Raw genomic sequence first — 13,446 nt, forward strand, 5'->3', positions numbered from 1 at the left:
CTGGCCCCGGTTGACCGTAGGCTTACCCGGTGAGCACCACTGAGCCACCGCCCGACACCTACGCCCTGCTGGGCCCCGCGGACATCCGTGAACTGGCCGCGGCGCTGGGCGTACGCCCGACGAAGCAGCGCGGGCAGAACTTCGTGATCGACGCCAACACCGTCCGCAGGATCGTCCGCACCGCCGGGGTGCGCCCGGACGACGTCGTCGTGGAGGTCGGCCCCGGGCTCGGCTCGCTGACTCTGGCGCTCCTGGAGGCGGCGGACCGGGTGATCGCCGTCGAGATCGACGACGTACTGGCCGCCGCGCTGCCCGCGACGGTCGAGGCACGGATGCCGGCCCGCGCCGACCGCTTCTCGCTCGTGCACTCCGACGCGATGAGGGTCGCGGAACTGCCGGGCCCGCCACCGACCGCGCTGGTGGCGAACCTTCCGTACAACGTGGCCGTGCCCGTCCTGCTGCACATGCTGGAGCACTTCCCGACCATCGAGCGGACGCTGGTGATGGTCCAGGCGGAGGTCGCGGACCGGCTGGCGGCCGGACCCGGCAACAAGGTGTACGGAGTGCCGTCGGTGAAGGCCAACTGGTACGCGGACGTGAAACGGGCCGGATCCATCGGCCGTACGGTCTTCTGGCCGGCGCCCAACGTGGACTCCGGCCTCGTCTCGCTGGTCCGCAGGGCGGAACCGGTGGCGACCTCGGCCTCCAGGACAGAGGTCTTCGCGGTCGTGGACGCGGCGTTCGCACAGCGCCGCAAGACCCTGCGCGCGGCCCTGGCGGGCTGGGCGGGCTCGGCACCGGCGGCGGAGGCGGCCCTGGTGGCGGCGGGGGTCTCGCCGCAGGCGCGGGGGGAGGGGCTGACGGTGGAGGAGTTCGCGAGGATCGCGGAGTCAAAACCCACCACACTTCCCAAGCCGCCGACGGACCCCCAACCGACCACCCCGCCTCCGTCCCCACCCCCGAAGGAGACCGACGCGTGAGCGTCACCGTACGAGTACCGGCCAAGGTCAACGTCCAGCTGGCCGTGGGCGCCGCACGCCCCGACGGCTTCCACGACCTGGCGAACGTCTTCCTCGCCGTGGGCCTCTACGACGAGATCACGGTCACGCCGGCCGACGAACTGCGCATCACCTGCACGGGCCCCGACGCGGCCCGGGTCCCCCTGGACACCACCAACCTGGCGGCGCGGGCCGCGATGGCCCTGGCGGCCCGCCACGGCATCGACCCCCGGGTGCACATCCACATCGCCAAGGACATCCCGGTGGCGGGCGGCATGGCGGGCGGCAGCGCGGACGGCGCAGGCGCGCTACTGGCCTGCGACACGCTCTGGTCCCTCAACTCCCCGCAATCCGAACTCCTCTCCATCTGCGCGGAGTTGGGCAGCGACGTACCGTTCAGCCTGCTGGGCGGCGCGGCCTTGGGTGTGGGCAGGGGCGAACAGCTCACCCCGCTCCCGGTGGGCGGGGCCTTCCACTGGGTGTTCGCGGTGGCGGACGGCGGGCTCTCGACGCCGACGGTGTTCCGGGAGTTCGACCGCCTCACGGCCGGCAAGGACATCCCGGCCCCGGCCCCCGACCCGGCACTCCTGGAAGCACTCCGCACGGGCGACGCGGTAGCCCTGGCCGGCACCCTCTCCAACGACCTCCAGCCCGCGGCCCTCTCCCTGCGCCCGTCCCTGGCGGCCACCCTCACGGCAGGCATGACGGCGGGCGCCCTGGCGGCCCTGGTCTCCGGCTCGGGCCCCACGACGGCGTTCCTGACCAAGGACGAGGAATCAGCCACCCAGGTAGCCACCGCCCTCCACACCTCAACCACCTGCCACACAGCCCGCCCGGCCCCGTCCCCGTCCCAGGGCGCGACGGTCATCAGGCACGACCCGTCCTGACCGCCCGCGCTCCGGGCCACCTGCGCTCCCACCCTTTGCGCTCCGACCACCCACGTACCCGGCCGATCCCGCGCCCCCGCAGCGGAAGAGCGGCTCACTGTACGTGAACCCACCCACCACCTAATGTGATGCGCCCGGTGACATTTCGACGGAGGGCCGCGCGCATGGATCCGGAGTTGGCCGCTTTGGCGGGTACCGCCGGTACGACCCTGGTCAGCCTGTTGGCGACGGACGCCTGGCACGGCGTGAGTGAGCGGTTACCGCTCCTCTGGCGACGGGCCCGCCCCGACAGGGAACAGTCCGTCGCCGCCGAACTCGACTCCTCCCGCGAGGAGTTGCTCAGTGCCCGGGCCATGGACGACCCGGAGACCGAGGCGGAGGTACGGGCGGAGTGGCAGGGCCGCATCCGGCGGCTGCTGATCGCTCATCCCGAAGTGGCCGAGGATCTACGGGCGTTGCTCGCCGATGTGACTCCGGACGAAGCGGCTCGACCGGCTCCGACGCAGCAGGCCACCGCGTCCGGGCAGGCCCGGATCTACCAGGCCGGCCGAGATCTGCGGCTGGACCAGGGGTGACCGGTCGCCAGGGCGGCGGGGGCGGGCAGGAGGGGCGGGCCGAGGACCGGGGGCGCGTCTACCAGGCCTCGGGCGACCAGCACATCACCGAACATCATCACCACGGTCCCTCGTGGCAGGGCCCCGACTCCGTACGGCATCCCGCGGTGGGCCGGGCACCCGCGATCCTCCGCGACCGCGAGGAGCTCATGCGGCGGCTGCGCACCGCCCTCACCGAGGGAGCGGGGAACGAGGTCTTCGTCCTTCATGGTCTCGGCGGCTGCGGCAAGACGGCCGTCGCGTACACCCTGTTCCGTCACGCGGTGACCGAGGCCGGCCGCCTGGGGTTCTGGGTCAACGCCTCCGACCACGCCTCCCTGCGCGCCGGCATGCTCGCCGTCGCCGCGGACCGGGGTGCGGGCGACGGCGCGCTCATGGCCGCACGCAACGGTCTCCGCGCGGCGGCCGACCTGGTCTGGGACCGCCTCGACCGTTCCGACGAGCCCTGGCTGCTGGTGCTCGACAACGCCGACGACCCGGCGGTACTGCGCGACGGCGGCTGGTCGCGTACGAGCCCCCGGGGCACCCTGCTGGTGACCACACGTCAGTCGGCGACCCGCTGGTGGCCGGCGGCCGAACTGCTCCACGTCGGTGTCCTGCCCCGCCACGAGGCCGCCCAGGTGCTGTGCGACCTCGCTCCCGGCACCGGCACCGTCGAGGACGCCGGCGCCATCGCGGACCGGCTCGGCCGCCTTCCGCTGGCCCTGACGCTCGCCGGCGGATTCCTGGCCCACCAGATGATCGAGCCCTGGACCATGGCCGAGTACAGTCGGCGCCTCGAAGATCGTCAGGACCCCATCGAACTGATCGACAAGGGGGCGACAGCCACGGGTCACGACTCTCGCCACCTGGTCAGCGGCACCTGGCAGCTCTCGCTGAACACCCTGGTCGGCCAAGGCATGCCGGACGCCGTCCCGCTGCTGCGCCTGCTGGCCTGCTGGTCGGACGACCCGCTGCCGCTCACCGTCCTGAGCGGGGCCGAACTCCTCCCGGACCTACGGGCGGACCGTGTCGAGTCCGCCCTGCGGGGGCTGCTCGACCACTCACTCACCGAACTCATTCCCGGGGACGGGCCGCGCTGCCTCCGTACCCACGGTGTGCTGCTCGACAGCGTCGCGCGTGGAGTCCCCGAGGAGCGACGGGACCCGGTCGCGGCGACCGCCGCGGATCTGCTCGCCCGGGCGCTCCCCGAACTGCCCGAGCGCGGATCACGGGACGCGGGGACCGGTCTGCTCGCCACGCACACCCTCGCCCTCCTGCGGCGCGTCCGCGACTGGTCCGCGGTGCGGCGGACGACGGTGGAGGCGGCGGTCACCTGCGCGCTGCGCCTGGTGACCGCCCAGCACCGGGCCGGTGACTACGCCTCGGCGCTCACCGTGGCGCGGGAGTCCGTGCGACTCGCCGGGGCCCGGCTGGAGAGCGACCACATCCTTCTGTTACGGCTCCGCCAGCGCATCGGCAAGTCCGTCGACCGGCTGGGGCGCCTGGAGGAGTCGGTGACGCTCCACCGGGAGGTGCTCGCCGACCTGGTCCGTACCCAGGGCGCCGACGCCCCTGACACGCTGACGAGTTGCCTGCATCTGTCACGTCCGCTCACCTGGCTCGGCCGTACGGCGGAGGCGGTGGCGCTGATGCACCGGACCGTGACCGGCAGGGCTTCGGTGCTGGGCAGTGGGCACCCGCTGACGCTGGAGGCGCGCGCGTGTCTGCTGGAGCTGCCGCCAGGGCCCGAGTTGGAGCGTGAAGTGGAGGGCGGACCCGCTCTGGTCGCCGACTGCGTGCGCGAGCTGGGACCGGGGCACCCGATCACACTGTCCGCCGAACTCAACTGCGCCGGAGCCCTGTTCAACACGGGCAGACCCGCCGAGGCGCTGCCACTGGCCCGTGGCGCTCTGGCGGCCCACGAGCTTCGGTACGGGGCCGAGTACCCGATCACACTGGCGTCCCGGAGCCTGCTCGGCAGTGTGCTCGCGGCGCTGGGCGAGAACGCGGAGGCGATCGAGCAGACCGGGATCGTGGTGGAGGCGCGGGAGCGGGTGCTCGGGCCCACGCATCCGTGGACCGTGGTGGCCCGCGAGAGGCTGGCCGGTCAACGACAAGCGTGTGCCGAGCGTCACAACGGCATGACATCGTGATGGCCTACTGGGAGGTACGCATGACGCGTGGATGGGAAGCCGACGCTTCCTCGCCGCTGCGCCGTCGGCTGGGGAAGTCCCCGGAGGAGTTGGGGACCACCGGCGGCGAGCAGGGCTGCCCGGACATCTGGGAGTTGGAGAACGGTGATGTCGCGGTGATCGGCAGGGATCTCACGGACTCCTACCGGGGCCGGCTGCCGGAGGGGGTGACGATCGCTCCGGACGAGCGACTGGTCGTCATCCCCCGCAGGACGGCGGTCGCGGCGAAGGCGGACACACCGGATGCATAACCTTCTGGCGGGCGTGCCGAGCGAGCGGCTCGACCTGGACGCGTACCAGGAAGAATTCGCCACGTACTTCTGGAACTGCGGCGAAGCCGGTTTCTGGAAGCTCGAAAGGCAGCAGCACTTCCGGGAGCCCGGGGTGGCGAGCTGGGAAGCGTTCTCCCGGGGCGAATGGCCCACCGCGCTGACGCTGATCGCGGAGCAGGAAGACCACTTCGAGCGGTATTTCCACGAAATCAAGGACCACGGATTCGCTCTGCACCGGGTGCGTGTGGTCGAGGAACCCCTCGTGCCTTATCTGCAATGGGAACTCCACCTGTTGCGGCTGAAGGAGAAACACGGTGAGGACACCCGGGTCGTGGGCCCGGACGACGTCCGCGCTTGGGAATCGGACGAGGTGCTGCCGGAAATCGCGATTCTCGGGACATCGGTGATGTACGAGATCGTCTACGACGAGCAGGGGGTGCTCGCCGGCAGCCGCCGGTTCACCGACGCAGCGAAGATCGCCGAGTGCAAGAAGGTGATCCAGGACCTGCACCGCTCCGGAGAACGGCTCCACAGTTTCTTCGAGCGCCGCGTCAGCCCCCTGCCTCCCCCCGAGGTGTGAGGAGACTCGTGCGCGTCATCCTGGTGTCCTACTCGGCGCAGGGGTTCGCCCTGCTCCACCGGGTCTGCGAGCGGACCGGCCGTACGCCCGTCGCCTACGTCCACGCGCGATCCCTGCGCCCCGCCGGTCCCACCCGGTCCGGAGCCGGCCAGGTGGCCGGTGAGATCGTCGACGGAATTCCGCCCGGGATCGACCTGATTCTCCCCGGCAACAAGAAGGCGCTGGCGGAAACCTTGTGTTTGTACGGCGCGGATCTCGTCGTCTGCTACGGATTCCCGTGGAAGTTCCCGGCCTCGGCTCTCGCGGCCACCCGGTACGGAGCCGTCAACGTCCACACGTCGACGCTGCCGAAATACCGGGGTCCCCTCCCCGTGCATTGGGCGATCCGGAACGGTGACCCCGACATCGGTGTCAGTATTCACCGGATGGACGAGGAGTTCGACTCCGGCGGAATCCTGGTCCAGGAATCCGGGATCGCCCTGGCGGACGATGTCATTCCCGATCAACTCTGGTCAGTGGTCGATACGTGTATCGAAAGACTCCTGCCGGCGGCACTCGACCATGTCGCCGACGGATTCCCCGGGACCGCCCAACGCGAGGACCAGGCGTCCTACGCGGGGTGGATGGAGCCCGGCTTCTCGTACGTCGACTGGAATCACACCCGGTCGCGGATCCACAACCAGGTACGTGCCCTGCGTTTCGGCAGTTCCGGCAGGTCAGGACCGATCGCGGACGTGGCGGGGGAGCGGGTGAGGGTGCTGCGCACCTCCGTCGATCCTGTCGGCGGTGCGGTGGCGGTCCGGTGCGCGGACGGCCCGCTGTGGGTGGTGGAGTCGCTGCCGGAGTGAGCCGGCCGCCCGGAATGTCAGGCGGGTTGGTACGGCGACTACGCTGGGACGTCGATCCGTCCCCCCGTACAGGAGTGAAATGGCCGTCAATCTGGTCAATGTCGAAGCAGTCACCAAGGTGTACGGCACCCGTGCGCTGCTCGACGGTGTCTCGCTCGGCGTCTCCGAGGGGGACCGGGTCGGGGTTGTGGGGCGTAACGGGGACGGGAAGACCACCCTGATCCGGTTGCTGTCCAAGTTGGAGGAGACCGACTCCGGGCGCGTCACGCACAGTGGCGGGCTGCGGCTCGGGGTGCTCACGCAGCATGACTCGCTCGACCCGGCCGCCACCGTCCGGCACGAGGTCATCGGGGATCTCGCCGATCACGAGTGGGCCGGGAACGCCAAGATCCGGGATGTGCTGACCGGGCTCTTCGGCGGGCTGGACCTGCCCGGGTTCCCGCAGGGGCTCGACACCGTCATCGCGCCGCTCTCCGGTGGGGAGCGGCGGCGGATCGCGCTCGCCAAGCTGCTCATCGGCGAGCCGGACCTGATCGTGCTCGACGAGCCCACCAACCACCTCGACGTCGAGGGCATCGCCTGGCTGGCGAAGCACCTCCAGGCGCGGCGGTCCGCGCTCGTCTGCGTCACGCACGACCGGTGGTTCCTCGACCAGGTCTGCACGAAGATGTGGGACGTGCAGCGCGGGGCCGTGCACGAGTACGAGGGCGGTTACTCGGACTACGTCTTCGCCCGCGCCGAGCGCGAGCGCATCGCGGCCACCGAAGAGGTCAAGCGGAAGAACCTGGTCCGCAAGGAGCTGGCCTGGCTGCGGCGCGGCGCCCCCGCCCGTACGTCCAAGCCGCGCTTCCGGATCGAGGCCGCCAACGAGCTGATCGCCGACGTGCCGCCGCCGCGCGACACGTCGTCGCTGATGAAGTTCGCCAACGCCCGGCTCGGCAAGACCGTCTTCGACCTGGAGGACGTGACCGTCCAGGCCGGGCCGAAGGTGCTGCTCAGCCATCTGACCTGGCAGCTCGGACCCGGTGACCGGATCGGGCTCGTCGGGGTCAACGGCGCCGGCAAGACCTCGCTGCTGCGCGCGCTCGCCGAGGCGTCCCGTACCCGCGGCGACGTCCAGCCCGCGGCGGGGAAGGTGACCGTCGGCAGGACCGTCAAGCTCGCCTACCTCTCCCAGGAGGTCGCCGAACTCAAGCCCACGCTGAGGGTGTTGGAGGCCGTGCAGCAGGTGCGGGACCGGGTGGACCTAGGGGGTGGACGGGAAATGACGGCCGGTCAGCTGTGCGAGCAGTTCGGGTTCACCAAGGAGAAGCAGTGGACCCCGGTGGGGGACCTGTCCGGTGGCGAGCGGCGCCGGCTCCAGCTGCTGCGGCTGCTGATGGACGAGCCGAACGTCCTCTTCCTCGACGAGCCCACCAACGACCTCGACATCGAGACGCTCAACCAGTTGGAGGACGTGCTCGACAGCTGGCCGGGCTCGATGGTGGTCATCTCCCACGACCGGTTCTTCATCGAGCGCGTCACCGACAAGGTGATGGCACTGCTCGGCGACCGCACGCTGCGGATGCTGCCGCGCGGGATCGACGAGTACCTGGAGCGACGCAAGAAGCTCGCCGAGTCGGGCGCCCCGGCCGCTCCCGCCGCCACCCTGCCCGCCTCCGGAGGCGCGCCGGCCGCCGCCGCCCCCGCGTCGGCCAAGGACGACCGCGCGGCGAAGAAGGAACTCCAGAAGATCGAGCGCCAACTCACCAAGATGTCGGACCGGGAGACGCTGCTGCACCAGCAGATCGCCGACCACTCCACCGACTTCGAGAAGGTGGCGAAGCTGGACGCCGAGCTTCGCCAACTGATCGGTGAGCGCGACGAGTTGGAGATGCGGTGGCTGGAGCTGGCCGAGGACGCGTGAAAGAGGACGCGTGAAGAGGGCGCGCGCCGAGGCATAACGGGCGCGTCACGGGCCGGTTCTCCCTTGGGAACAGGGGAGGACCGGCCCGTTCCGTACACGCGTCCGAGTGATACAAAGAAGCCCCGCTCGACTGAAGTGACGATGCGGAATCCATACCCGAACCGCTCCGTTCCGAGGGACCAGCCATCGGAGCAGCGGGGGAGACCGGTCGGGCAGTGGGCCGTATACAGGGGACACAGGGGGAACGCGCTGATGACTCAGCCACCCGGGCAGCAGCCGCCACCGCAGGAGCCGTCGCAGACACCGCACGTACCGGCCGCGCCGCCCACGCCGCCCGCCGGCCCGCCCGGCTACGGTCAGCCCGGTTACGGTCAGCCCGGCCCGTACGCGCAACAGCCCGGCCCGTACGGCCAGCAGCCCGGGCCCTACGGTCAACAGCCCGGTCCCTACGGCCCGTACGGCCAGCAGCCCGGTCCGTACGGTCAGCAGCCGGGCCCCTACGGCTACCCTCCCCAGCAGTTCCCCGGCGCCCCCACCCCGCCCCCGGGCGGCGGCGGCCGGAACCCGTTCAAGGGCAAGCCCGGCCTCGTCGTCGCGGCGGCCGCCGCGCTCCTGGTCGTCGGCGGCGGTACGTACGCCGTCCTCAGCGGCGGTGACGACGACGGCAAGAAGCCCGTCGCCGACACGAGCCAGGACCCGAAGCCGACGGGCAGTTCGTCGGCGGACGTCGACCAGGGCGACGGCACCGGCGGCGGGCGCGAGGCCGACGACGACCTCAACGCCGGGCGCGAGGACGGGGAGTCCAAGGTGCTCTTCCTCCAGACCAACGACGTGGACCTGCCGCGCGACGGCGCCGACGTCTACGGCCCGTGGTTCGCCGGCGACACCGTCGTCAAGGCCATGTACAAGCAGGTCGTGGGGTATTCGGCCACCGACGGCAAGAAGAAGTGGACGCTCGACCTGCCCGCCGAGCTGTGCGCCGCACCGACCGCGCCCTCCGCCGACGGCAAGATCGTCATCGGGTACATGAACGGCACCAGCGACAAGAGCGACTGCAACCAGCTCCAGCTCGTCGACCTCGCCACCGGCAAGGGCGGCTGGAAGCAGGAGATCAAGGAGATCGGTCTCTTCGACATCCTGAGCGACGTGAACCTGACGATCAGCGGCAGCACCGTCACCGCCGCCAGGACCGCGGGCGCCCAGGCCTACCGGATGACCGACGGCAAGCAGCTGTTCGAGAAGTCGACGGGCACCTGCAAGCCGTTCGCCTTCGCCGGCGGCCCCAAGCTGATCGCGGCCGAGAGCTGCCCCACGGGCGACTTCGAGACCTCGCACCACCAGCTGGAGGAGCTGGACCCCGTCACCGGCAAGGCCAGGTGGACGTACAAGCTGGCCAAGAACTGGGAGGTCGACAAGGTCTACTCGGTCGACCCGCTGGTGATCTCCACGCGCGAGAAGGACAAGGACTCGTCCTGGAACGTCCTGGCGCTCAACGCCAACGGCACGCTCCGCTCCTCGCTCGCCGGCGGCAAGGACTCGTTCGCGCCCAACTGCGGCGGCGGGTTTGTCATCTTCGGGCGGAACCTGGAGGGCTGCACCGGCCTCGCCGCCGATGCGAAGACCTTCTACATGGCGACGGCGCCCGCCAAGGGCAGCACGTCCCGTACGAACGAGGTCGTCGCCTTCGACCTCAACACCGGTAAGCCCACGTGGCGTTCGAAGGCACCCGGCGACCGCATGATCACGCCGCTGCGGATGGAGGGCGGCAAGGTGGTGGTGTACGTGGAGCCGACGTACGACAAGGCGGGCGCGGTCGCGACCATCGCCCCGACCGGCGGTGTGCCGACGATCGTTCAGCAGCACCCCGCGTCCACGGCCGAGATCGAGGACTCGTTCTACCAGCCGACCCTGGCCTGGGCGGACGGGCGTTTCTACGTCGTGGGCGGCCGCGTCAGCGCGAGCAACGACGCGGCGGAGCTGAAGGAGAAGACGATGATGGCGTTCGGCAACTGACCGTGGCTGTTGACGTCTTGAGCCCCGCGCCCGCCGCTCCCCGCGCTCCCCTTTCCTCCCCGCCTTCCGAGCCTTCCTCCGAGGTACGTACGCCATGACACAGCCGCCGCCCCCGCCGCCCAACGAGCCCCCTCAGGGAGGGTTCGGCGCCCCGCAGGACCCGCCGCCCGCCGGCTTCGGAGCCCCGACGCCACCCCCGCAGTACGGCTACCCGCCACAGAATCCGCAGTACGGCCACCCGCCGCAGGGCCAGCAGCCCGGATACGGCTACCCCGGCCAACAGCCGCCTCCCCCGCCGGGATACGGCTACCCCGGCCAGCAGCCCCCGTACGGCTACCCGGCCCAGCCGCAGTCCCCGTACCCGCCGCCACCCGCACCGGCCGGCGACAACGGCGGCCGCAAGAAGCTCTCCACCCAGGCCCAGATCATCCTCGCCGCGACCGTCGCCGTCGCCCTGATCGTCGTCGGCGGGATCTACGTCGCCAACTCCGGTGGCGACGGCACGAAGGACGACGGCAAGAACACCACCGCCGGCGCCGACGGCGGCAAGGACGGCAAGGACGGCCAGAAGGACGGCAAGGACACCGACAACGGCATCGGAGGCGGCGGCAAGGAGAAGGCCCCCGCCGACGTCAAGTCCACGATGGCCTTCAAGCTGGCGACCCCCAAGGTCACCGACATCACGAACGTCTCCGGCTCCTGGCTCACCGACACCGCCTTCGTGAAGACCGGCGTCAACGAGATCGTCGGGTACGACCCCGCCAAGGGCACCCAGCTGTGGAGCATCCCCCTCCCCGGCCAGCTCTGCGCCGCCACGGACCACGTCAAGGACAACCTCACCGCCATCGCCTTCGAGGCCGCCAAGCGCACCGGCAAGACGGACTACCAGCCGTGCACGGAGATCGGCGCGATCGACCTCACGGCGGGCAGGCTGGTGTGGCGCAAGAGCGTCACAGGCCCCAACACCGGTGACGCCAAGCTCAAGTTCGACGAGATCACCATCGGCGCCGGCACGGTGGCGCTCGGCGGTACGGACGGCGGCGCCGCCCTCGACCTCGCCACCGGCGCCCTCCGCTGGAAGCCCCAGGCGAGCGCCGAGAACTGCGCCGACATGGGGTACGGCGGCGGCGCCGGGCTCGTCGTGGCGCGCAAGTGCGGTACGTACGAGGACCCCCAGGTCAGCATCGACACCCTGAACCCGGTGACGGGCGCCCCGCTCTCCTCGTACAAGATGCCGCCCGGTGTCGCGTACGCGAGCGTCATCTCGACCCAGCCGCTCGTCGTCGCCGCCGACGTCGGTGACACCGCGGGCGACGGCAGCGGCATCTCGGACTTCTTCTCCATCGACGAGAAGACGGGTGCGCTGCGGGCCAAGATCCCGGCCGACGCCGACACGTACGCGGCGGACTGCGCGACCACCGAGGTCGAGTCCTGCCGGGACGTCGTGGTCGGCAACGACCGCCTGTACCTGCCCACCGAGGAGCACGACGGCTCCGGGGACTACGGGCAGACCAACGAGATCGTCTCCTTCGACCTCGCCACGGGAAAGACGACCAGCGACCGCGCGGACGCGGGCGACCGCTACACGATCACGCCGCTGCGGATGGACGGCGGCAACCTGATCGCGTACAAGTGGCCCCCGTACGACAAGGGCGGCCAGATCGTCTCCATCGACGGGTCCACCTTCAAGCAGACCGTCCTGATGGAGAATCCGTCCGACAAGGCGGTACGGGAAGCCGAGACCAGCTTCACCAAGGGATACTCGGAGATGCGTTTCGCCGGGGGCCGGCTCTTCATCGCGGACGCGATGCTGAGCAAGCCGTCGACGCTGAACCTGACGTCGTACCTCGCGGTGTCGTTCACGACCGGGTAGCACGACCGGGTAACGCCACTTCGCGGACATGACCTGCCCCCACTCGTCCTGAATGGCAGGAAATTCCGCAATCCGGGGGGCTTCTGGCCGGTAGGGGGCGCGCGATCTCGAACAAGCGTGTAGCTTGCCGGGTCAGGAGCCCGGGGGGACCAGGCTCCAGCGCGATGGGGGTTGGCTCGATGGGCGTGCGGCTCATGGTGGTCGATGATCACCGACTGCTCGCCGAGGCGCTCGCCTCGGCCCTGAAACTGCGCGGGCACCGGGTGCTCGCGGCGGCCGCCCCCACCTCGGGGGTCGCCGAGCTGGTGGTGAGCAGGGCGCCCGAAGTGTGCCTGATGGGTACGGCGACACCGGCGGAGCCCGGGGTCTTCGACCCGATCGTACGGATCAAGCGCGAGCGCCCGCAGGTGGCCGTGGTGGTGCTGGGGCCGGTCCCCAGCCCCCGCGGCATCGCCGCCGCGTTCGCCGCCGGGGCATCCGGTTACGTACGCCACGACGAGCGGATCGAAGGCGTCGAGCGCGCCATGGTCAAGGCACGCGCGGGCGAGGCGGCGGTGGCGCCGATGCTGCTCCAGGGCGCGTTCACCGAGCTGCTGAACCCGGCGGCGCAGCCCGACGACGAGGGCCAGCGGCTGCTGCGGATGCTCACCCCGCGCGAGGTCGAGGTGCTGGTACGGGTCGCCGAGGGCGAGGACACCCGGCTGATCGCGGCGGGCATGAACATCGCGCCCAGCACGGCCAGGACCCATGTGCAGCGGGTGCTGATGAAGCTCGGGGTGGGCTCACGGCTGGAGGCGGCGGCGCTGGCCGCCCGTACGGGACTGCTGGACCGGGCGGTGGTGAACGGGCCCGTCACCGGGCGGTCTGCCGCCGGAGGGTCTGCCACCGGAGGGCCCGGCACCGGGCCGGACCTCGACGACGAACGCTTCGGCGACGAACGCTTCGGCGATCGCGAATGAGGTCGGGCCCGGCCATGGGGGCTTCACTCGGCCGGCGGCGGTCCTGACTCCTCGGCCGGCGCGGTCGGGCGCAGTTTGAGCCAGATCAGGAAGAAGAGTCCGAGCGCCAGCATGCCTATGCCCGTCCACAGGTTGATGTTGATGTCCTGTGCCTTCTTGAGGTCGGCGTCGGACGCGGTGATCCCGGCGATCGTCACGATGATCCCGTAGACCACGAAGAGTCCGCCGATGATGCGTCGTACGTCGAAGAGCCGTGCCGCGGTGGCGGACTTGGTCTCCAGTTCCTCGACGTCGTTCCGGTAGTCGCTCATGTCGTTGTGTT

At 70.8% G+C, this 13,446-nt stretch carries 12 protein-coding genes; 11 read left to right on the top strand and 1 reads right to left on the bottom strand.

From position 1 onward, the window contains the following. Positions 1–29 precede the first annotated feature (29 nt). The 11 genes from rsmA (at position 30) to OG349_RS22005 (ending at position 13,124) form a co-directional block, all read left to right on the top strand. The gene (gene rsmA, locus OG349_RS21955) at positions 30–980 is read left to right on the top strand and encodes a 16S rRNA (adenine(1518)-N(6)/adenine(1519)-N(6))-dimethyltransferase RsmA (RefSeq protein ID WP_327236232.1); all 951 of its coding nucleotides are present in this window, start codon (positions 30–32) and stop codon (positions 978–980) included. Further along, entirely contained in the window at positions 977–1,885 is a 909-nt protein-coding gene (locus OG349_RS21960; RefSeq protein WP_327236233.1) for a 4-(cytidine 5'-diphospho)-2-C-methyl-D-erythritol kinase, read from the top strand. Before rsmA ends, OG349_RS21960 begins: the two co-directional genes overlap by 4 nt. Positions 1,886–2,049: 164 nt before the next feature. Beyond that, positions 2,050–2,460, top strand: a complete 411-nt coding sequence (locus tag OG349_RS21965; protein WP_327236234.1) for a hypothetical protein — start codon at positions 2,050–2,052, stop codon at positions 2,458–2,460. A 188-nt stretch (positions 2,461–2,648) separates the two neighbouring features. Then, positions 2,649–4,634 carry a tetratricopeptide repeat protein gene (locus tag OG349_RS21970; RefSeq protein ID WP_327238663.1) on the top strand — a complete coding sequence of 662 codons (1,986 nt, stop codon included), beginning with the start codon at positions 2,649–2,651 and terminating at the stop codon, positions 4,632–4,634. Between the two features lie 20 nt (positions 4,635–4,654). Further along, positions 4,655–4,924, top strand: a complete 270-nt coding sequence (locus tag OG349_RS21975) for a hypothetical protein (RefSeq protein WP_327236235.1) — start codon at positions 4,655–4,657, stop codon at positions 4,922–4,924. Then, complete coding sequence (locus OG349_RS21980; protein WP_327236236.1) at positions 4,917–5,525, top strand: DUF6879 family protein; 609 nt, start codon at positions 4,917–4,919, stop codon at positions 5,523–5,525. Before OG349_RS21975 ends, OG349_RS21980 begins: the two co-directional genes overlap by 8 nt. 8 nt (positions 5,526–5,533) lie before the next feature. Beyond that, positions 5,534–6,373, top strand: a complete 840-nt coding sequence (locus OG349_RS21985) for a methionyl-tRNA formyltransferase (RefSeq protein WP_327236237.1) — start codon at positions 5,534–5,536, stop codon at positions 6,371–6,373. A gap of 79 nt (positions 6,374–6,452) precedes the next feature. Beyond that, entirely contained in the window at positions 6,453–8,279 is a 1,827-nt protein-coding gene (locus OG349_RS21990; RefSeq protein ID WP_327236238.1) for an ABC-F family ATP-binding cassette domain-containing protein, read from the top strand. Positions 8,280–8,531: 252 nt separating this feature from the next. Next, complete coding sequence (locus OG349_RS21995; RefSeq protein ID WP_327236239.1) at positions 8,532–10,292, top strand: outer membrane protein assembly factor BamB family protein; 1,761 nt, start codon at positions 8,532–8,534, stop codon at positions 10,290–10,292. Positions 10,293–10,386: 94 nt separating this feature from the next. Next, positions 10,387–12,165: an outer membrane protein assembly factor BamB family protein gene (locus OG349_RS22000; protein ID WP_327236240.1), complete on the top strand. Its 1,779-nt coding sequence runs from the start codon at positions 10,387–10,389 to the stop codon at positions 12,163–12,165. A gap of 179 nt (positions 12,166–12,344) precedes the next feature. Further along, complete coding sequence (locus OG349_RS22005) at positions 12,345–13,124, top strand: helix-turn-helix transcriptional regulator (RefSeq protein ID WP_327236241.1); 780 nt, start codon at positions 12,345–12,347, stop codon at positions 13,122–13,124. A gap of 23 nt (positions 13,125–13,147) precedes the next feature. Here OG349_RS22005 and OG349_RS22010 read toward each other — a convergent pair whose 3' ends face one another. Then, positions 13,148–13,435, bottom strand: coding sequence for a hypothetical protein (locus OG349_RS22010; RefSeq protein ID WP_327236242.1), 288 nt, complete (start codon positions 13,433–13,435; stop codon positions 13,148–13,150). Positions 13,436–13,446 lie beyond the last annotated feature (11 nt).

The sequence above is a fragment of the Streptomyces sp. NBC_01317 genome (assembly GCF_035961655.1).
Taxonomy (GTDB): domain Bacteria; phylum Actinomycetota; class Actinomycetes; order Streptomycetales; family Streptomycetaceae; genus Streptomyces.